The sequence below is a fragment of the Sphingopyxis sp. genome, from assembly GCF_050725655.1.
Lineage (GTDB): Bacteria > Pseudomonadota > Alphaproteobacteria > Sphingomonadales > Sphingomonadaceae > Sphingopyxis.
On record NZ_JBOHHT010000020.1, the window covers coordinates 1 to 19,903 of the forward strand.

Annotated in this window: 17 protein-coding genes and 1 tRNA gene; 3 read left to right on the top strand and 15 right to left on the bottom strand. The window is 65.4% G+C overall.

The genetic code is table 11. The features are described from left to right. On the top strand, positions 1 to 187 hold a 187-nt coding region (locus ACREBX_RS01995), incomplete at its 5' end, for a hypothetical protein (RefSeq protein WP_431560081.1). A 66-nt stretch (positions 188 to 253) separates the two neighbouring features. On the opposite strand, the gene ACREBX_RS02000 is transcribed toward ACREBX_RS01995, so the two are convergent. The 8 genes from ACREBX_RS02000 to sucC form a co-directional block, all read right to left on the bottom strand. Continuing rightward, positions 254 to 1,399, bottom strand: coding sequence for a slipin family protein (locus tag ACREBX_RS02000; RefSeq protein ID WP_431560082.1), 1,146 nt, complete (start codon positions 1,397 to 1,399; stop codon positions 254 to 256). Positions 1,400 to 1,777: 378 nt separating this feature from the next. Then, positions 1,778 to 1,848, bottom strand: a tRNA-Leu gene (locus ACREBX_RS02005). A gap of 264 nt (positions 1,849 to 2,112) precedes the next feature. Next, complete coding sequence (locus ACREBX_RS02010) at positions 2,113 to 3,105, bottom strand: cupin-like domain-containing protein (RefSeq protein WP_431560083.1); 993 nt, start codon at positions 3,103 to 3,105, stop codon at positions 2,113 to 2,115. Between the two features lie 68 nt (positions 3,106 to 3,173). Then, positions 3,174 to 4,454: a serine hydrolase domain-containing protein gene (locus tag ACREBX_RS02015; protein WP_431560084.1), complete on the bottom strand. Its 1,281-nt coding sequence runs from the start codon at positions 4,452 to 4,454 to the stop codon at positions 3,174 to 3,176. A gap of 97 nt (positions 4,455 to 4,551) precedes the next feature. After that, entirely contained in the window at positions 4,552 to 5,904 is a 1,353-nt protein-coding gene (locus tag ACREBX_RS02020; RefSeq protein WP_431560085.1) for a DUF389 domain-containing protein, read from the bottom strand. Between the two features lie 12 nt (positions 5,905 to 5,916). After that, complete coding sequence (locus tag ACREBX_RS02025; RefSeq protein WP_431560086.1) at positions 5,917 to 6,846, bottom strand: electron transfer flavoprotein subunit alpha/FixB family protein; 930 nt, start codon at positions 6,844 to 6,846, stop codon at positions 5,917 to 5,919. Then, on the bottom strand, positions 6,843 to 7,592 hold the full coding sequence (locus tag ACREBX_RS02030; RefSeq protein WP_431560087.1) for an electron transfer flavoprotein subunit beta/FixA family protein: 750 nt from the start codon (positions 7,590 to 7,592) through the stop codon (positions 6,843 to 6,845). The genes ACREBX_RS02025 and ACREBX_RS02030 overlap by 4 nt, the downstream gene beginning before the upstream one ends. A 242-nt stretch (positions 7,593 to 7,834) precedes the next feature. Further along, positions 7,835 to 9,043 carry an ADP-forming succinate--CoA ligase subunit beta gene (gene sucC / locus ACREBX_RS02035; RefSeq protein ID WP_431560088.1) on the bottom strand — a complete coding sequence of 403 codons (1,209 nt, stop codon included), beginning with the start codon at positions 9,041 to 9,043 and terminating at the stop codon, positions 7,835 to 7,837. Positions 9,044 to 9,234: 191 nt separating this feature from the next. Between sucC and ACREBX_RS02040 the strand changes: the two genes are divergently transcribed. Next, positions 9,235 to 10,368 carry a M23 family metallopeptidase gene (locus ACREBX_RS02040; RefSeq protein WP_431560089.1) on the top strand — a complete coding sequence of 378 codons (1,134 nt, stop codon included), beginning with the start codon at positions 9,235 to 9,237 and terminating at the stop codon, positions 10,366 to 10,368. A 3-nt stretch (positions 10,369 to 10,371) separates the two neighbouring features. Here the strand turns inward: ACREBX_RS02040 and ACREBX_RS02045 are convergent, their stop codons facing one another. From ACREBX_RS02045 to ACREBX_RS02070, 6 genes are all read right to left on the bottom strand, one after another. Then, entirely contained in the window at positions 10,372 to 10,683 is a 312-nt protein-coding gene (locus ACREBX_RS02045) for a hypothetical protein (RefSeq protein ID WP_431560090.1), read from the bottom strand. Between the two features lie 6 nt (positions 10,684 to 10,689). Further along, positions 10,690 to 11,835, bottom strand: coding sequence for a serine hydrolase (locus ACREBX_RS02050; protein ID WP_431560091.1), 1,146 nt, complete (start codon positions 11,833 to 11,835; stop codon positions 10,690 to 10,692). Positions 11,836 to 11,972: 137 nt separating this feature from the next. Continuing rightward, positions 11,973 to 12,653, bottom strand: coding sequence for a peptide-methionine (S)-S-oxide reductase MsrA (msrA, locus tag ACREBX_RS02055; RefSeq protein WP_431560126.1), 681 nt, complete (start codon positions 12,651 to 12,653; stop codon positions 11,973 to 11,975). Positions 12,654 to 12,996: 343 nt separating this feature from the next. Beyond that, positions 12,997 to 14,208, bottom strand: coding sequence for a pyridoxal phosphate-dependent aminotransferase (locus tag ACREBX_RS02060; protein ID WP_431560092.1), 1,212 nt, complete (start codon positions 14,206 to 14,208; stop codon positions 12,997 to 12,999). A gap of 127 nt (positions 14,209 to 14,335) precedes the next feature. Continuing rightward, complete coding sequence (gene pabB, locus ACREBX_RS02065) at positions 14,336 to 16,168, bottom strand: aminodeoxychorismate synthase component I (RefSeq protein WP_431560093.1); 1,833 nt, start codon at positions 16,166 to 16,168, stop codon at positions 14,336 to 14,338. A gap of 48 nt (positions 16,169 to 16,216) precedes the next feature. Beyond that, the gene (locus ACREBX_RS02070) at positions 16,217 to 16,753 is read right to left on the bottom strand and encodes a hypothetical protein (RefSeq protein ID WP_431560094.1); all 537 of its coding nucleotides are present in this window, start codon (positions 16,751 to 16,753) and stop codon (positions 16,217 to 16,219) included. 134 nt (positions 16,754 to 16,887) lie between these two features. Between ACREBX_RS02070 and ACREBX_RS02075 the strand changes: the two genes are divergently transcribed. Continuing rightward, positions 16,888 to 18,558: an AMP-binding protein gene (locus tag ACREBX_RS02075; protein WP_431560095.1), complete on the top strand. Its 1,671-nt coding sequence runs from the start codon at positions 16,888 to 16,890 to the stop codon at positions 18,556 to 18,558. Here the strand turns inward: ACREBX_RS02075 and ACREBX_RS02080 are convergent. Further along, positions 18,555 to 19,838: an NADH:flavin oxidoreductase/NADH oxidase family protein gene (locus ACREBX_RS02080; RefSeq protein ID WP_431560096.1), complete on the bottom strand. Its 1,284-nt coding sequence runs from the start codon at positions 19,836 to 19,838 to the stop codon at positions 18,555 to 18,557. The genes ACREBX_RS02075 and ACREBX_RS02080 overlap by 4 nt on opposite strands. Positions 19,839 to 19,903 lie beyond the last annotated feature (65 nt).

Here is a 19,903-nt window from a genome sequence, read left to right on the forward strand (position 1 = left end):
GACCCGACAAAACACCGGCGCCGACAACACGGGTCAGCAACGCAGGGAGCAAGGCAGGATGAGCCGTCATGCCACGATGGTGCGGACTAAGAGCAGCGAGCGCAAGCCGCCAATCGCGTCAGGATGGCCGGCGATCAAGAAAGCGAAAATGACGCCGCAACGTGCAGCAAACGGCCATGGCATTTAGCAAGTGAAATCGGGTTTCCGGTCCCGATAACGAAAAAGGGGCCGGTTCGCACCGGCCCCTTCCCCTTCAGTCGCGCAGGCGCACCAGGTCGTTGAGCAAGCCTTCGGTGCCGTTCGTCACCGTCAGCCGCTCGACCTTGCCCGCGATGCTTTCCAGCGCCTCGAGCTCCTTCAGGCGGAGCATGACCGGGTTTTCGGCCATGACCTTCGCCGTGTTGAGCAGCGAGCGCGTCGCGTTCGTTTCCTCACGCCGGCGGATGACATTCGCCTCCGCCTCCTTCTGCACCGCAACGACCCGGTTCAGGATCTCGCGCATCTCGCCCGGCAGGATCACATCCTTGAGCGCGATGTCGGAGACCTCGATCCCGATCGCCGCCATATCGGCACGGACCTTGTCCGCCGCCTCGGCATCGACCGTCACCTTGTTTTCAAGGATCTGGTCGAGCGTCAGCGCGCCGAGCGTCTTGCGAAAGGCCAGCTGCAGCGCCCGGTAGAGCGCATCGGCGAAGTCCTTCACGCTCGACACCGCGAGCAGCGGATCGGCAACGCGGTATTCGGCGCTGATGTTGATCCGCAGCGTCACGCGGTCGCGGGTCAGCACTTCCTGTCCCGTGACGTCGAGCGCCTGGCGGGTCAGGTCGACCAGCTTCGCGGCGATCTTCCGACCCGGGTTCCAGTAGCCATAGACGCCCGGTTCGAGCCGATCGGTCATCCGCCCGTCGATGCTGACGAGCGCGGTCTTGCCCTCGTCGACCTCGACACGCGTGACAAGCTGCGTCTTGCCGGCCTTCTGCAGCCGCTGGAGCAGCTTCGCCTCGACCCGCGGGCTGTCCGCGATGTCAACATGCGCCGCCTTCCACGGGCCTGCGTCGGTCCACAGGATCAGCTTGTCGTCGGGACCAAGAATGGTGTTGATGATTCCATCGCGTTCGATGACAGCAACCTCGTTCTCGGCCGTGCGGACGACCGTCAGATGCGTCGCCGCATCGACCGGCAGTTTTTCGAGCACCGCTTGCTCATAGGCCGATTTGAACAGCATCAAACCCAGGGGCTGGATTTCGAGGCGCAGCGAACCGTTGCGGTTCGGCAGCACATGCTCGCCCGGCCCCAGGATACCGCGAACCGCGCCCTTGTAGAGCCAGATCGCCCGTTCATTTTCGTCGATGAGCACGGTTTCCCGTCCCATCAGCATATCGATCAATCGCTTCATCATTTCATTCACCATTCTCAATCTGCGCTACGGCACGCCGATTTCCTTTCTTCCTTGGGTTGCATAATCCCCCGAGCCCAAAGGCACGGGGACCGGCGGCATAGCGGCAAGCGGGAAGGACGCGAGGGGACGTTGCCGCGACGACACGGAGCGACGGGGTTCGAAAACCCCGGCACCCGGTGCCAACGCAGCGCGGCCTTCATCGCCTGCCAAGCTTTCCGGCATGGCTTTGGATTGGACGCCAACGCTGACCTTTGCCCAAAGGCATTGGCCAAACGGCGGCGCCGTCTCTTCGGCAAGCCGGTCCCCGAACCCATTAATTGCAAAGACAGTTTCGAGACTGTTACAGCTTATCAGGCTGTTGGTCGTGCAAAGGACCGGTTTTGGTGCAGGATTCGAACCCGCGACACCAAGGACCTAAACCTTGTGCTCTCCCACTGAGCTAACCAATGGTGCAGACGACAGGATTCGAACCTATGACCTCCGGCCATTGAAGACCGACGCTCTCCCGCTGAGCTACATCCGCAAACCTGGCCAAACGTGGCGGCATCCGTACAGCGAACCGGCAGGGCCGGTCGATGCGGGCGGGCTTCGCGAAACCCCGATCCGTCGATGTCCGCCCCGCCGACTGGCCGGGGGAGTGCGCCGTTAGGCCCGGTCAAAATATCGCGCAAGTAAAAAATCACATATAAAGAAGATTTTATATGAGTTTCTGCCTATAGTTCGCCCCAAGACGCATAATCCTCGACATGGACATTGGGCCGGCGAAAGCTTGTAAAACTCATGCTGGCGGAGAGGTCGAGCGCTTCGATCTGGTGCCACCAGCCAACGGGCAAAAAGATGGCCTCGCCCGGCCCGATGACTGTTTCGAGGACCGGCGGTACGGCCGAATCGCCATCGCCCGCGGGCAGCGCTTCATTGCCCCACTCGGAAAAGCAGTGGCGACTGTTGCGCATCCGCGCGAACGCCCACGGCGGCGCCATGCGCACACGCTTTCGCCCGATCACCTGCACGAGCAGATTGTTGGTGAGATCGTGATGCCATGGGGTGAGCGTCCCCTTGGGGCCGAGCCAGAAAAAGCCGTCGCGCGTTCGCGTGCCGTCGATCAGCGCGATCGGCGCCATATCGTCCCACAAGGGAGCGAGCGCCGCGGCGTTGGCGCCGCTGTTATAGGCGGTGAGGTAGATGTCGTTGCTCGCCTCGCCCTTGCGGAGCCAGTCGATCAGTTCGGCGAAGCGGACGGGACGGCGGTGATCATCTTTCACGAGTTCGTAATCGGGGTCGCGTTCGCGTTCGACCTGCGCCTCGACGACGGCGTCGCCCGCGACCGCGGCAAAATGGTCGAGCGACCAGCGCGCCAGCGCCGGCCAATGGTCGATGATACCCGTCAGCTTTGCGGGCCGGTTGACCTCGTAATAGCGGCGGTAGAAATGCCCGGCATCGGGGGTAGCCAGCGTGTCGAGCGCGAAGCCGCCGTCGGCTTCGCGCGCCAGCCGCTCCTGATTGGCGAGCACCCAGCCCTGTTTCGCCATCCGCGCCGCCTGCCTGCGGAGCATCGCCGCCATCGGATCCTTCGCCAGCCGGTCGACCTCATATTTCGCCGCCGCCGCCGACACGCCCGCGGCGGCGAGGCGCGCATGGAGCGCGCCATCGTCCTCGCCGGCCGCAAGACCTTCGGCGAGCAGGGTGCGTTTATCGGGTTGGGACATCGAATAAACTCCTCGTGCCGCTCAACGGCATCGCGATGACAAAAGGATGACAGCCCCAAGGCCGCCCCTCAGTCGCCCGTCGGCCCCTTATAATCCAGTCCATAAACCGCGGCGCGGAAATCGCGGTGGAGCGTGCCGTCATAGGGGATGGTCTGGACGAAGAAGACCGCGGTCAGCTTGTTCGCCGGATCGACCCAGAAGAGGGTCGATGCCATGCCATCCCAGAAATATTCACCCGTCGCGCCGCGATTTTCCTGGCGGTTCTGCGGCGGCGATTTGCGGACCGCGAAGTCGAAACCGAAGCCGACCGCGCCCTTGCCGGGGAGCCACGCGCGTTCGGTGATCGCCGGGTCGAGCTGGTCGGTCGCCATCAGCTTGACGGTCGAGGGTTTGAGGATGCGCGCGCCGTCGAGTTCCCCCTTGTTCAGCAACATGCGGGCGAAGCGCTGATAATCGTCAAGCGTCGAGGCGAGGCCGAAGCCCCCGGGGGTCAGCGCATGATCCCTGAAATTCAGCACCTGCGCCTCGGCCGCCGGCTGCTGGGTCAGCTTGCCGTCCTTCTTCACATTCATCGCCGCAAAGCGCGGCAGCCGCGCGTCGGGCTGGCGCCATGCGGTCTCCCGCATTTTGAGCGGTTCGAAGATATGGATGCGGACATAATCGGCGAAGGGCTGGCCCGAGAGCTTCTCTACCAGCGCCGCCTGCACATCGACCGCGATGCTATATTCCCACTGGGTGCCCGGCTGATACAGCAGAGGCACCGTGGCTAGTCGTCGGCTTGCCTCGGCAAGCGGGATTGTCAGCGCCAGCGGCTCGGCCGCGACATAGGCGTCGTGCGCGGGCGTCGGCCCGGCACCATAAGCAAAGCCCGCGGTGTGGCGCATGATGTCGCGCACCGTAATCGGCCGTTCGGCGGCAACGTAGCGCGGCTGGCCCGCGGCATCCTTGCCAGCATAGACGCGCATGTTCGCATATTCGGGCAAATATTTGGCGAGCGGATCGTCGAGGTGGAACTTGCCCGCCTCCCACAGCTGCATCAGCGCGACGCCGGTGACGGGCTTCGTCATCGAATAGATTCGCGCGATCGTGTCGCGGCGCATCGGGCGCTTCGCTTCGCGGTCGGCCATTCCCGCAGTGCCGAAATAGACCTCGCGCCCGTCCTGCCAGATCAACGCCGAGGTGCCCGCCGCGCGGCCGTCGGCGATCATCGCCTTCAGCGCGGTATCGATCCGCGCCTTGTCGATCGCCAGCACTTCGAGCGGCGCGGTCTGCGCGTGCAGTGGGGGAGCGCTCGCCGCCAGGCCCGCACTCGCCATCATCATCGCCAACGCCAGTCGCTTGCCGCGCATATCGCCCCTCCCCTCCCCTGCCCGGCCGGCCGCCGGGTTCGGCGCGCATCACATGGGATCGGGCGCCACCGGTCAACCAGAATAGGTCTGCGCAAGCCTATTCGGTCGCGGCAGCTTCCGCCGCGGGCGCCTTTGCGGTGGTCAGGCTACCATTCTGTATCAGCCATTGCGGATGGCCCGTCTGCACCGACGCGATGATGCGGTCCATCGCCGCCGCCACCTGTTCGTGCTCAAGTTCGCGATTGCGCTGCACGACGACCCGGCGCGCCTGCGCGTCGATCAGGATCGCCTCGCGCACCACAAGGCCGCCGACCATCAGCTCGGCGAGGATCGCGCGGGCATCTTCCTCGCGCTGTTCAAGCGTGGCGAGGCGGCGATTGAACTGTTCCTCGACCTGCACCGCGGCGTTGGTCTGTTGCCGCAGCTGGACGATGCTGACGCGGGTCTCGCGGTCAAGCTCGCCGCGGATCTTCGCGGCAAGCCGGGTGTCAAGCTGCGCGGCGTAACGATCGACGAGCACCACGCCATCGACCGCTACCGCGTCGCGCTCCATCCGCACGTTCAGGCTGTCGATGCGATCGCCCTCGCCCAGCAGCAAGCGCAGCTCGGTTTGCACCACCGACCGCGCCCGCACCTCGCCCGCGAGGCCGTTGAGCGTCAGCGCGAGCGGGATCGAAAGAATGCCCAGCGTCACCACGATCCCGGCGACCTGCATCGCTGTGTGCTGCCGTGTCAGTGACGGGCCGAAGTGATTGAGCCGCGCGACGATGGTCGCGGCAAAGGCGATGGCAAGCGTGTTGGTGAGGAACAGCAGCGCCGCGCCGAGCGCGAAATCGAACCGTCCCGTGACGAGACCGAAACCGACGGTCGACAGCGGCGGCACCAGCGCCGTCGCGATCGCGACGCCGACCATCACCCCCGACAGCTTGCGCATGATCGCATAGACGCCGGCGATACCGCCGACGACCGCGACGCCGAGGTCGAGCAAGGTCGGCTGCGTCCGCGCGCGCAATTCGGGAGTGACGTCGCGGATCGGCGACAACCAGATGATCAACATTGCGACGAGGATGGCCACCGCCATCCCGGCGGCGAGGGTGACCAGCGAGCGGCGGATCAGATTGCTTTCGAGCGTCGCGAGGCCAAAACCGACGCCCATGATCGGGCCCATCAGCGGCGACACGAGCATCGCGCCGATCACGACGGCGGTCGAGCTTTGCAGCAGGCCGAGCGTCGCGATCGCCGCGGCCAGGATTATCAGCAGCAGGAATTTCCTGTCGAGCCGCGCATCGCGCGCGACGCTCGCCAGAGTCAACGAGCGGCCGTGAGCTTCGCCCCCGGCCGCTTCGTTATTTTCTTCGTTCCGATCCGGGCCGCCCCGCGCCGCGCGGCGACCGCCGGCGTTGAACGGCGCGTCGCCCAGTCCGGGCACTCCGGGATGATTACCGGCCACGGCGGTTGCCGCTTAGATCTTGCCGGTCAGTTCGGGAACGGCGTTGAACAGATCGGCGACGAGGCCGAAGTCGGCGACCTGGAAGATCGGGGCGTCCTCGTCCTTGTTGATCGCGACGATCGTCTTCGAATCCTTCATGCCGGCGAGATGCTGGATCGCGCCCGAGATGCCGATCGCGAAATAGACCTGCGGCGCGACGATCTTGCCGGTCTGGCCGACCTGATAGTCGTTGGGGACATAGCCCGCATCGACCGCGGCGCGCGAAGCACCGAGTGCGGCGCCGAGTTTGTCAGCGAGCGGCACGATCACTTCCTCATACTTCTCGCTCGAACCGAGCGCGCGGCCGCCCGACACGATGATCTTGGCCGAGGTGAGTTCGGGACGCTCCGACTTGGCGATTTCAGCGCCGACGAAGCTCGAGATGCCGGTGTCGCCACCAGCCGAGACGGCTTCGACCGCGCCCGAACCGCCCGAGGTCGCGGCCTTTTCAAAGGCGGTGCCGCGAACGGTCAGAACCAGCTTTGCGTCCGACGATTCGACAGTCGCGATCGCGTTGCCGGCGTAGATCGGGCGGGTGAAGGTCTTGGGACCCTCGACCGACAGGATTTCCGAAATCTGCATCACGTCGAGCAAAGCGGCGACGCGCGGCGCGATATTCTTGCCGGTCGTGGTCGCAGGCGCGAGGAACGCGTCGTGCGAGGCCATCAGATCGGCGACGAGCGGCGCGATATTTTCGGGCAAATTGTGTCCGAAGGCAGCGTTGTCGGCGACATGCACCTTGCCGACGCCGGCGATCGCCGCGGCTTCCTTGGCGACCGCATCGACGCCGCTACCGGCGACGAGCAGATGGACTTCGCCGAGCTTCGACGCGGCAGTGACCACCGCGAGCGTGGCGTCCTTGACGACCTTGCCGTCATGTTCGACCCAAACCAGAGTTTTCATGAGTGCACTCCCAGCGCTTTCAGCTTGGCAACCAGTTCATCGACATCGGCGACCTTGACGCCGGCCGCGCGGACGGGCGGTTCCGAAACCTTGACCGTCTTGACGCGCGGCGTCGTGTCGACGCCATAATCGGCGGGCGACTTGGTATCGAGCGGCTTCGCCTTCGCCTTCATGATATTCGGCAGCGAGGCATAGCGCGGCTCGTTCAGGCGAAGGTCGGTGGTGACGATCGCGGGAAGCTTCAGCTTCACCGTTTCGAGGCCGCCGTCGACTTCGCGGGTGACGCTAACGCTGTCGCCTTCGACGTTCACCGCGCTGGCGAAGGTGCCCTGCGCCCAGCCGGTCAGTGCAGCGAGCATCTGGCCGGTCTGGTTGTTGTCGTCATCGATCGCCTGTTTGCCAAGGATGACAAGGCCGGGCTGTTCGGCGTCTGCAATCGCCTTGAAGATCTTCGCGAGCGCGAGCGGCTCGACGGCGTCATCGGTCATCACCAGGATCGCGCGGTCGGCACCCATCGCGAGCGCGGTGCGCAGCGTTTCCTGCGCCTTTTGCGGGCCGACGCTGACGGCGATGATTTCGGTCGCGACGCCCTTTTCCTTAAGGCGAATCGCTTCTTCGACACCGATCTCGTCGAACGGGTTCATCGACATTTTGACATTGGCCAGGTCGACACCGGTGCCGTCGGACTTGACCCGCGGCTTCACGTTGTAATCGAGCACCCGCTTTACGGGGACGAGGATTTTCATAGCTTCGACAGCTCCTCTCGAAAAATTGTGCACTGCGCCATAATTGGCGTTTACGTAAACGTCAACTGGCAGTCCCACCTCTCCCGCTTGCGGGAGAGGCAGCGAGACTCGCGGACTTTGTCCGCTTAGTCGCAGCGGTGTGGGCAACAACGCGACGTCGCAGGCCCTCACCAAGTCCGACTAGGCGGCAAGCCGCCGAGTCTTCCCATCCTCTCCCGCAAGCGGGAGAGGATACTTCTCTATCACGCCGCCTTGTTCACCTCGGCGACGATTTTCTTTGCCGCGTCGCCGAGATCGTTGGCCGCAACGATCGGCAGGCCCGAATTGGCGAGAATGTCCTTGCCTTCCTGGACGTTCGTGCCTTCGAGGCGGACGACGAGCGGAACCGAGAGGTTCACTTCCTTCGCCGCGGCGACGATGCCGTCGGCGATGATGTCGCACTTCATGATGCCGCCGAAGATGTTCACGAGGATACCCTTCACGGCGGGGTCCTTGAGGATGATCTTGAACGCCGCGGTGACCTTTTCCTTCGAAGCGCCGCCACCGACGTCGAGGAAGTTGGCAGGGAATTCGCCGTTGAGCTTGATGATGTCCATCGTCGCCATCGCGAGGCCCGCGCCGTTCACCATGCAGCCGATGTTGCCGTCGAGCTTGATGTAGGCGAGGTCATATTCCGACGCCTCGACCTCGGCCGGGTCTTCTTCGGTCAAGTCGCGCAGCTCGGCGAGATCCTTGTGACGGAACATCGCATTGCCGTCGAACGCCACCTTGGCGTCGAGCACGAGCAGTTCGTCGCCATTCGCGCCTTCGCAGACGGCGAGCGGGTTGATTTCGATCTGCTCGGCATCGGTGCCGAGAAACGCATCATAAAGCCCTGCAAGAACCTTGGCGGCTTGCTTGGCGAGATCGCCCGACAGACCCAGCGCCGCCGAAACGGCACGGCCATGGTACGGCTGCAAGCCCGTGGCGGGATCGATGATGATCGTGTGGATCTTTTCGGGCGTGTCGTGCGCGACGGTTTCGATGTCCATGCCGCCTTCGGTCGAGGCGACGACCGCGATGCGGCTCGAACCACGGTCGACGAGCAGCGCCAGGTAGAATTCCTGCTTAATGTCGGCGCCATCGGTGATGTAGAGGCGATTGACCTGCTTGCCGGCGTCGCCGGTCTGGATCGTCACCAGCGTGTTGCCGAGCATGTCCTTGGCGTGCGCTTCGACTTCCTCGATGGTCTTGGCGAGGCGGACGCCGCCCTTTGCATCGGGGCCGAGTTCCTTGAACTTGCCCTTGCCGCGGCCGCCCGCGTGGATCTGCGACTTCACGACATAGAGCGGCCCGGGGAGCTGCTTCGCCGCCGCGACGGCTTCCTCGACGGTCATCGCGGCAATGCCCTTGGGCACGGCAACGCCATATTTCGCGAGCAGTTCTTTCGCCTGATATTCGTGGATGTTCATGAGGTCTGCCGGGCCTTTCGACTCTGGAAGGGGAGAGGATCGGCGCCGCCTAAGCACAAGTTTGGCGGCAATTCTACCCCTAGCGGGGTCGGTGCGGCAGACCGGGCCGACGCCGCCGGCTCCTGATAGTGACGCCTGAAACTTTCCCTGATAGTCCCGCCAGGGCGCGTGCGGAAACGGGGGAGCCCAAGGTGCAGATAAAAGTCATGATTTTGGCGTTGCTGGCGTTCGCAGGTTCAGACGAGGGCCTCGCGCAGCAAGCGATCGACGTCGATGTCGCCGGAGCGCCAAATGTCGTCCGCATCGGCAAAAGCGACCAGCTCGTCTATGAAATCCACCTGACGAATTTTTCCAGCCGGCCGCTTCGGCTCGACGAACTGATCGTCAAGGCGGACGGGCGCAGCGCGCCGGTCAAGACCTATGCCGGCGACGAACTGGCGGCAGCAATCGCGACCGTAGGCCCCAACGACACGACCGACACGCGCACGATCGCCCCGGGACGCCGAGCGGTCCTCTATGTCAACGCACCTGCTCCCGCGGGTCTCGCCAGCGGCCTAATCACGCACGACCTGAGATTGAGCGAAGTCGTCGCCGACGGCACCGGCGCGATCTTCACGGTGACGGGCGGACTCGCGAAGATCGATACCGCCGCCCTGCCCCGCCTTTCGCCGCCCTTACGCGACGGCCCGTGGGTCGCGGTGTACGATCCCGGCATGGAACGCGGCCATCGCCGCGTCTTCTACGCTACCGAAGGATCGGCCACCCTGCCCGGCCGCTTTGCGATCGACTGGATGAAGATCGACACCAGCGGCAAGCTGTCGTCGGGCGACGCCAATATTCCGGCGAACCACTATGGCTTCGGCGCCGAGGTGCTCGCGGTCGCCGACGGCACGATCGTTGCGGTGCGCGATGATGTCCCCGACCCCGCCACCATATCGGGCAGACCGAGGCCCGGCATCGCCGATGCCAGCGGCAATTTCGTCATGCTCGACATCGGCGGTGGGCGCATCGCGACCTATGAACATCTGAAGCAGGGCGCGCCGGTCGCGGTGGGCGATCGCGTCAAGGCCGGGCAGGTCGTCGGCTTCCTCGGCTTCACCGGACAGGCGAGCGCGCCGCACCTGCACTTCCATCTCGCCGACCGCGCGTCGATCCTTGGCGCCGAGGGGCAGCCCTATGTCATCACCTCGCTTACGCGGCTGGGGCAATATGGGGCGATCGACGACTTTTTCCGCGGCGAGACATGGCCGCCCGTCGACCGTTCCGAAACCGTTCGGGACAGTTTTCCGCCGCCGAACCTCGTCGTCCGTTTTCCGGGCGACTGAGGTTTAGCGCAGCGCGCAGAGCGCCGCCGAGCTGGTCGACACCGTCAGGATTTCGGGGTCCTTGAGCGCGCGGACCTTGTGGAAGAACTGGTCGAGCGAGAGATCGGTGACGCGCTTGTCCTTGAGGCTGCCGAGCGCCGACAGGCGGCGCAGCTGGACCAGCGAGAGCCGGTCGACCATGCGTTCGGCCATGCACGCCGACATCGCCTTCGACAGGCCGGCGTTGTTGAGCCCGGTGCGCAGCCGCGTCTCGGGCGTCGCGCATCCCGCGAGCGCGAGCGACAGCACGACCAGCGGCAAGGCAGCAAGCTTCATCCTGGATTACCTTCCGTGATATTCGGCGACGGCCGACGAGACCGACTGCATCAGCGCCATGCGCGCGGGAATGCCCGCGGTGGTGCTGCCCATCATCACGACGATCGCATAGCGCGTGCCGTCGGGCGCAGTGGCGATGCCGATGTCGTTATAGCCCGCGGTCATGCCGCCGAGATTCTGCCCGGTTCCGGTCTTGTGCATGAACTGCCAACCCGGCGGCAGCCCCGCCTTCAGCCGCCTCGGCCCGCTCCGCGTGCGGCTCATCACGCCTTGCAGATATTCGGTCGATTCGGGAGAAAGCAAGGTGCCGCGTGCGAGCCGCGTCAATGCGCTGGCGATCGCCGCAGGGCTTGCACCATCGACCGGATTGGCGAGGTAATTGTTCATCGCGGCCTGGCGCGTCGCGGCCGACAGCGCCGCGCGCGCGGTCTCGAAATTGCGGCCGACCGAATAGCTTTGCTGCCACGTCAGCCCCGCGGTCCCCGCCTGCAACAGCCGTTCGCCGGGGCCGAAGCGGATCGAGCCGAGATCCTTTTTGGCGACGAAGGCACGCACCGCGCTCGGGCCGCCGACGGTACGCAGCAGGCTGTCGTTCGCGGTGTTGTCGCTGTGGGTGATCGCGGTCTCGATGAGGTCGCGGACGCTCATCGTCACCGGCCCCTCGGAGCGCACGCGCGCCGCGAGTGGCTGGTGAAAGAGCGTCAAATCCTCGGGACCGATACGCACGCGCTGGTCCATGCTCATACGCCCCTGGTCGACCGCGTCGAGCACCGACAGCGTCACCCAAAGTTTCGACACGCTCTGCTGCGGGAACAAGTCGGGCCCGCGCTGCGCCAGCGCCCATTCGCCGTCGATGCGCTGCACAGCGATGCCGGTCTTGCCGGGGAAGGCGCGCCACAGTTCATAGATGCGGTCGTTGAGACCCGCGGGGGCGCGGCGGAAGCCGGGATCGACGGGGCCGGCAGGGCGCGGCATCTGCGAGCGCACCGGTTGGCCGATAGGCACCGTCACCGAACCGGACGGACCGCGCACCGCCGCCGGCTGCTGCGCGCGTGGCTGCGGAACGATCGCGGCGCTGCTGACGCAGCCCGCAAGCACCGCGGCGCTCATCGACACTGCGAGGAGCGGCTTGCCGGATAACCTGAACTTCATTCGAACCCCGCACTTGCGACTTTTATATTATCCCGACCCCTCTCGGGCATTTCCTGCGTCACGCAGGCGCGCGGGAGGGGCCAGCGATTTGCGGTGAATGATTCTTCTGCCGCGACCAATGGCGGAACCGCGCGGTTTCAGGGCGCGGGCTTCGCCCGAACCATATCGGGATAGAGCCGCTTCAATGCCACGAGCTTGGGCGCATCCCAGCGCAATATATAGCCGTTCTTGGGGTTCAGGCGCATGAAATCCTGGTGATTCGCCTCGGCGGGATAGAAGCGCTTGTACGCCTCGACCGGCACGACGATCGGTTTCGCGAAATATTTGCCGCCGCCGATCTGCGAAAGATAGGCGGTCGCGACCTGGCGCTGGCTGGCGTCAAGCGGGACGATCGCGGCGCGATATTGCGGACCCGTGTCGGGGCCCTGGCGATTTTTGAGCGTCGGGTCGGCGATCACCGAAAAGAGAATGCGGAGCAGGCTGCCGTAGCTGATCTGCGACGGGTCATAGACGATCCGCACCGCCTCGGCATGGCCCGACTTGCCGTCGTGGGTCCGCTCATATTTGGCGGTCGCGGCGTTGCCGCCATGATAGCCCGATTCGACCGAAATCACGCCCTTGACGTTGGAAAAGACGCCTTCGACGCCCCAGAAACAGCCGCCCGCGAGCACCGCGGTGGCGCGTTTCGCATTGACGGCGGGATCGACCAGCGCGGCGGGCAACTTGACGACGCTTTCGGCCTGCGCCGGGGTGCATTGCGCAACGATCGCGCCTGCAACCAGCGCCGTGACGGCGCGAAGCGAAAGACTGCGCCGCAGCGGCGTCACGCCGGGATCGGCAGCGCCGGCTGATTGAGCACGATATAAGTCGCGCCAATCGCGAAGCCAGCGAGCATGGTCAGGAACCAGTCGGAGCGGAGCATGGAGAGCATGGTGACCTCTTTTTTTCATATCTGTCTGTTCGCGGCCTGGACCGCTTTGGTTACACCGACGATATGGAGCGCCCAGACCAGCCGTGCAGTGATGGCAGTCACCCTAATGCGGATGACTTACTATCCGGTGAACCGGGCGGTTAACCGCCGTTCAGGTTCAAATAGGCTTTGCCATACCGATTACAAGACCGGTCGGTACAGAATTCCTATGCGGGTCGACATTTTCGGTATCAGGACAGCGCGGCACACGCCCGCTGGATCCGCACGCATGCTTCCTTGAGCACCGCTTCCGACGTCGCGTAAGAGACGCGGAATGCCGGCGACAGGCCAAAGGCGCCGCCGTGAACCGCCGCGACCTTGGCGCTGTCGAGGAAATAGTCGATCAGCTTCTCGTCGCTGTCGATCAGCAGGCCGCCCGGGGTCTTCTTGCCGATGCAGCCCGACGCGTCGGGATAGACATAGAAGGCGCCGTCGGGAACGGGGCAGTTGAGCCCCGGCGCGTCGTTGAGCATCGCGACGACCACGTCGCGGCGCTTTTTGAATGCGGCGTTGCGGTCGTCGAGGAACTGCTGCGGCCCGCCGAGCGCGGCGGCGGCGGCGGCCTGTGCGATCGAGCAGGGGTTCGACGTCGACTGCGACTGGAGCTTGCCCATCGCCTTGATGATCCATGCCGGGCCGCCGGCGTAGCCGATACGCCAGCCGGTCATCGCATAGGCTTTCGAACAGCCGTTCACCGTCAGGATGCGGTCGATCAGGTCGGGGCAACGCTCCGCAAAGGTCGTGAACGCGAAATCGGCGTACCAGACATGCTCGTACATATCGTCGGTCATCACCATCACATGCGGATGGCGGCGGATGACTTCGCCGAGCGCGTCGAGTTCCTCGCCCGAATAGGCGGCGCCCGACGGGTTCGACGGCGAGTTGAACATCACCCAGCGTGTTTTCGCGGTGATCGCGGCGTCGAGTTGCGCCGGAGTGATCTTGTAATTCTGCGCCGCCGTCCCTTCGATGATCACCGGCGTGCCGCCCGCAAAGGCGACGATGTCGGGATAGCTCACCCAATAGGGCGCGGGGATGATTACCTCGTCGCCCTTGTCCACGGTCGCGACGAGCGCGTTGAACAGCGTATGCTTTCCGCCGACGTTCACCGAAATCTGGTCGAGCCCATATTCGAGGCCGTTGTCGCGGCGAAACTTGCCGCGGATCGCTTCCTTCAGCGCGACGGTGCCGTCGACGAGCGTATATTTGGTTTGCCCGTTGCGGATCGCCTCGATCGCCGCTTCCTTGACGAAATCGGGCGTGTCGAAATCGGGCTCGCCCGCGCTGAGGCCAATCACATCGACGCCCGCGGCTTTCAGCGCCGACACGCGTGCGGTCATCGCGAGCGTTGCCGACGGCTGGATGCGGTTGAGGGCGGCGGAGACATGGGGCTTCAGCGACATGACGATATCTTCCGTGGCTTGCGCGGTCGGCTGCAAAAGGACAGGAAATTGCGCGCGGCCGCGCCTAAAGCCTCTAACCGATATTCGCAAGCGCGCAGCTTGATAATTTACCTATGCAGCAGGCAGGTCAGCCTATCGAGGATGCCGCAGCGTCCGCCAGCCGCGCCGGGATCAGTCCGCGCAGCGAATTGCCGATGAAGAATCCGCTCTCCAGATCGGCGATCCGCAGGTGCGATTCGACCGCGCGGCCCTTGTCGATCAGTTCGGCGCGCAGCACCCCGGGAAGCAGCCCCAGCGCAAGCGGCGGCGTGAGCAGCTGGCCATCGCGCTCGACGAAGATATTGCTCCAGCTCCCTTCAGTGACGAAACCGGGTTCGTCAACGAAGACGACCTCGGCGGTGCCGCTCTCGTGCCGCGCGCTGTCATAGGCAGCGCGGAGGCTCGTCTTGTGTGTCAGGCGGAAATCGTCGGCGGCCATCGGCGCGGGCCGCACCGCCACGGGCACCGGCAGTTCGGCAAGCCGCGGCAGCGGCGACACCTCGACCGCGAGCGCGCCTGACGGCGCGAGCCGCATCCGCACCCGCGCGGCGTTGCGCAGGCGGAAGGTCGCCGATTGCAGGCTGTTGCGCGCACCATGCCGATCGAAGGTGAAACCCAAAGCCGCGGCGCTCGCCTTCATCCGCGCCAGATGCCCCTCGAGCCGCTGGACGCCTTCGACCGGGTCGAAGAACATCGTTTCGATGAGGTCGAAGCTTTCCCCCGCTGCGCCCACAAATTCCCCCTTGGCCAGGCATTCGCGCCATTCTTCAGCCGGTTCGCTGTCGGCGACAATTCCCGATCCCAATCCCAGCGTGGCGCAAGCAGGGCCATCCTGCAAGGCGCTTTGCGGTAACACCAAGGTCCGGATCGCGACATTGAACGCCGCATCGCCCCCCGGCTCGATGAACCCGATCGAGCCCGTGTAAAGCCCGCGTGCGCCCGCCTCCAGTTCGTCGATGATTTCCATCGCGCGCACCTTCGGCGCTCCCGTAATCGATCCGCACGGGAAGGCGGCGCGCAACACGTCGACCGCCCCGGCGCCTTCGGGCAGGCGCGCGCTGACATCGGAGACGAGCTGGTGGATCGTCGGGAAGCTTTCGACACGAAACAGGTCGGGCACCGCGACCGATCCCGGCACCGCGACGCGCGACAGGTCGTTGCGGATCAGGTCGACGATCATCAGATTTTCGGCACGCTGTTTGGGATCGTCGGCGAGATCGCGCGCCGCGGCGGCATCTGCCGCGGGATCGGCAAGCCGTGCCGCGGTCCCTTTCATCGGCCGCGCCATTACCTGCCCTTCGCGCAGCGCGAAGAAGAGCTCGGGCGAGTGCGACACGATCGCCTGTTCGCCGGTCCAGATCACCCCGCCATAACCCGCCCGCGCGGTGCGCCGCAGCCGTGCATGAACCGCGAGCGGATTGCCGAGCACGGGCACGTCGGCGCGAAAGGTGAAGTTCGCCTGATAAATGTCGCCCGCGCGAATCAGTGCGAGCACGGCTTCGACCGCCGCCAGATAATCGGCGCGCGCGACGCGCGGTGCGACCTTGCCGATCCACGCCGATGCCGGATCGGGGAGCAGGTCCGCGACCTTGTCGGCGTCGATCCGCCGGACCGTGTGAAACAGCCCGAACCAGCCGAGCGGCGCATCGCCCGTTTCGGCATCGACCGCACCGCGCCACGCCGGCGCGAGCGCCTTGCCTGCCTCGTAAGTCAGATAGCCCGCCGCATGGAGCCCGCGCGCCTGCGCCGCTTCGAGCGCCGAAAGCAGCGCCGGAACCTCGGCCGCGGAATGGACCGTCAGCACCTCGACCGGATCGACGAACAGCCGCGCCGCCGCCGCGCCCTCGGCGCGCGCATCGTCGAGCAGCACGAAGGGCGGACAGCCCGGCCCCGGAAGCGGGATCGCGTCGCCGCCCCTCATCGCTGTATCGTCATCGCTGTGTCACGAATGCCGGTCGCGCGCCGGCGATCAGCGGTCGCGCTTCATGCGGATCGTGCGGCCGCCATCGATCGTCGCGAAATAGCTGCCCATCGTCGCGACCTTGATCTTGACCTTCTGCCCCGCCTTCGGCTGGCGCGGCAGCTTGGTCGTGTCGATCTGCACCCACACCGCGTCGTCTTCCATCGCCAGCGTATATTTGCCCGAGCGGTCCATGCTCACCGAACGGATCGTCGTTTCGATTTCCTTGACCTCATCCTCGTCGCCGCCGAAAATTCCGCCGAGCTTGGGGAAGGAAAAGCCGAACAGCCCCCGCCGCGCCTTCTTGGCGGTCTCGCGGTCGGTGAAGGTGATTTCGCGCGCCTGGTCGGCGGTCGACAGCTCGCCGACCTCGCGGTCGAAACAGGCGAGGCGCGCCGCCGGATCGGCGATGTCGCGGCAGGCATAGAGTTCCCGGATTTGCGCGGGCTGTGCGGGCGGTAGCTTGTCCTTCGCGGCGACCGGAACGGCGAGAGCGCAAGCGAGAAGGACGAGCGGCGCGGCGACGCGCGATGACAGCTGCAGCATGGCAAAACCCCTGGCGAAGACAATATGCGCTGCCTAGCCGTCCGGACTGCGCGCCGCAAGCGAGCCCGGTTGCAAATCACCTTACTGACCCTAGTGTAAGGAACCCCGCATATTCGAAGAGGATTCAATCCCCTATGGACAGCCGCTTTTCCTGGTCGACCGATTATCGCCACCCCACGGCCTGGGACCAGGAGTTTCCGCCGCTATCGCTGCCCGACATGCTCGCCGCCAGCGTGGCGCGACGCGGCGATGCGCCGATGCTCGATTTCCTCGGCCGCCAGTTCGGCTATGCCGAGGTCGCGCGCGGCGCGGCGCGCGTTGCGCGCGGATTGCAACAGCGCGGCATCGGCAAGGGCAGCCGCGTCGGCCTCTTCCTCCCCAACGTCCCGCATTATGTCGCGGCCTATTATGGCGCGCTCGCCGCCGGGGCGACGGTGGTCAATTTCTCGCCGCTCTATACCGTCGCCGAGCTGGAGGCGCAGGTCGAGGATTCGGGCACCGACACGCTGTTCACCATCAGCGCCGCGGCGCTGCTGCCGACCGCCTTGAAGGTCCTCGACGGGTCGAGCCTCAAACAGCTCGTCGTCGGCTCGGTCGCGGGCGGGCTGCCCGCGGCTAAGTCGGTGCTCTATCGCCTGCTCAAGCGCAGCGAGGTCGCGGCGCTGCCCACCGACCCGCGCGTTATCCGTTTCTCGGCGCTCACCGACAATGACGGCCGGCCCGACCCCGTCGCGATCGACGCCGAAAAGGACATCGCGCTGATCCAATATACCGGCGGCACGACGGGAACACCAAAGGGCGCCAAGCTGACGCACCAGAATCTCACCGCCAATGCGCGGCAGGTGAATGCGATCGACCCCGATCACGACGCCGACGATCGCATCCTCGGTGTCCTCCCCTTCTTCCACGTCTTCGCGAACACCTGCGTGCTCAACCGCACGATCCTTAACGGCGGTTCGATCACGATGCTGCCGCGCTTCGATGCCAAGCAGGCGCTGCAGGCGATCACGCGGACGAAAACGACCGCGCTGCCCGGGGTGCCGACGATGTATCAGGCGCTGCTCGATCACCCCGATCTCGCGAAGACCGACTTCTCTTCGCTGCGCATCTGTATTTCCGGCGGCGCGCCGATGCCCGCCGAGCTGCGCGAAAAATTCGCTGCGGCGACCGGCGCCTCGCTCGTCGAAGGGTACGGCCTGACCGAAAGTTCGGGCGTGGTCGCGACCAACCCCTATGAAGGCCCCGTCCAGCCGGGCACGATCGGCCAGCCGATCCCTGCGACGCACATCCGGCTGCTCGACAAGGACGATCCGTCGAAGGACGCGCCCGACGGCGAACCCGGCGAACTTGCGGTGAAGGGGCCGCAGATCATGCAGGGTTACTGGAACCGGGCGGACGCGGACAAGGACAGCTTCACCGACGACGGATGGCTGCGCACCGGCGACGTCGCGGTGGTCGAAGCCGATGGCTATATCCGCATCGTCGACCGATTGAAGGACATGATCGCGGTCGGCGGCTTCAAGGTCTACCCGAGCGTGATCGAGGCGCATCTGTACGAGCATCCCGCGGTCAAGGAAGCGATCGTGCTCGGCGTGCCCGACGCCTATCGCGGCGAGGCGCCGAAAGCGTTCGTCACGCTGGAGGACGGTTTCCAGGTGAGCGGCGAAGCGCTTGCCGCGTGGCTCAATCCTCAACTCGGCAAGCACGAGCGGGTGAGCGAGGTCGAAGTGCGGCTGAACCTGCCCAAGACGATGATCGGCAAGCTGGACCGGAAGGCATTGCGCGCGGAGGAAGCAGGCAGCTAGCTCCGCGCCTTCATGATCGCCTTGTTGCGCGCTTCGAGCGTGCGGAAGGCCGATAAGACGCTCAGCCTCTCATCGATCCGCCCCTGATGCCCGAGTAGCCAGAGCTGCTGGTAGAACCAGTAAATGCCCGCGAAGCCGTCGATCGCCTTGACCAGCTGCAAGCGCTTGAGAAAGCCGAGCCAACCGGGCACGAGCCCAAGGCCGTCCTCGTAGCGCGGCAATGCCTCGGCGCCCGCGAGCAGCCGTTGCGGCGCGTCGGTCATCAGGCACATCGGCCGGCCGAGCCCGATCACATCGGCGGCGCCGCCCGCGAGTGCCTGCTCCATCGCGGCGCGGCTGCGAAAACCGCCCGTCACCATCAACGGCACCGATACCCGCGCCTGCATCGCCAGCGCGAAATCAACGAAATAGGCTTCGCGCGCGAGGGTCGACGGCGCGACATTCTGCGGCGCGCTTTCCTCCATGCCCTCGATCCCGAGCAGCTTGGGCTGTTCATAGGTGCCGCCCGAAATCTCGATCAGGTCGACGCTCGCCGCCGCCAGCCAGCCGGCAACGGTCAGGCTGTCCTCGAAAGCGAAGCCGCCCTTCTGGAAATCGGCGCTGTTGAGCTTGACCGAGATCGGGAAGGCGGGCCCCGTCGCCGCGCGGATCGCCGCGATCACATCGAGCAGCAGGCGCGCCCGATTTTCGAGGCTGCCCCCATAATCGTCGGTGCGCCGGTTCGACCGCGGGCTCAGGAATTGCGACATCAGATAACCGTGCGCGGCGTGGACCTGTACCCCGGTGAAGCCCGCGCCCTGGCACGCCTTTGCCGCGACCGCCCAGCGGCCCGTCAGCTCTACAATTTCGTCGCGCGTCAGCGGTTCGGGCTGGCCGAACTGCCCGCCGGGAAGCCCCAGCTTCACGTCCGACGCCGATTTGGGATGGCGATTGACCACCGCCGGCGTCTGGCGCCCGCTATGGCTGATCTGCGCCCAGAAATGATTGCCGCCGCGCGTTGCGGCAGCAGCCCAGCGGGAGAGGCGTTCGTGCATGTCGGCGTCGGGCATGCGTTCGATCATGACATTGCCCGGCCGTTCGAGATGATCACGGTCGATCACCAGATTGCCGCCGATCAAGAGCCCCGCGCCGCCATCGGACCACAGGCCGTAAAGCCGGTCGAGTTCCGGGGTCGGGCGGCCATCGGGGGTCGCCATCCCCTCGGTCATCGCCGCCTTGGCGATCCGGTTGGGCAATATCGCGCCGCAGGGCAACGTCAGCGGTTCCGACAAAAGGCTCATGCGCACCCTCCCCACTGGTTTTCTTATGAAACGGACTGACCTTGCCATCAGGGCAAGTCAAAAAG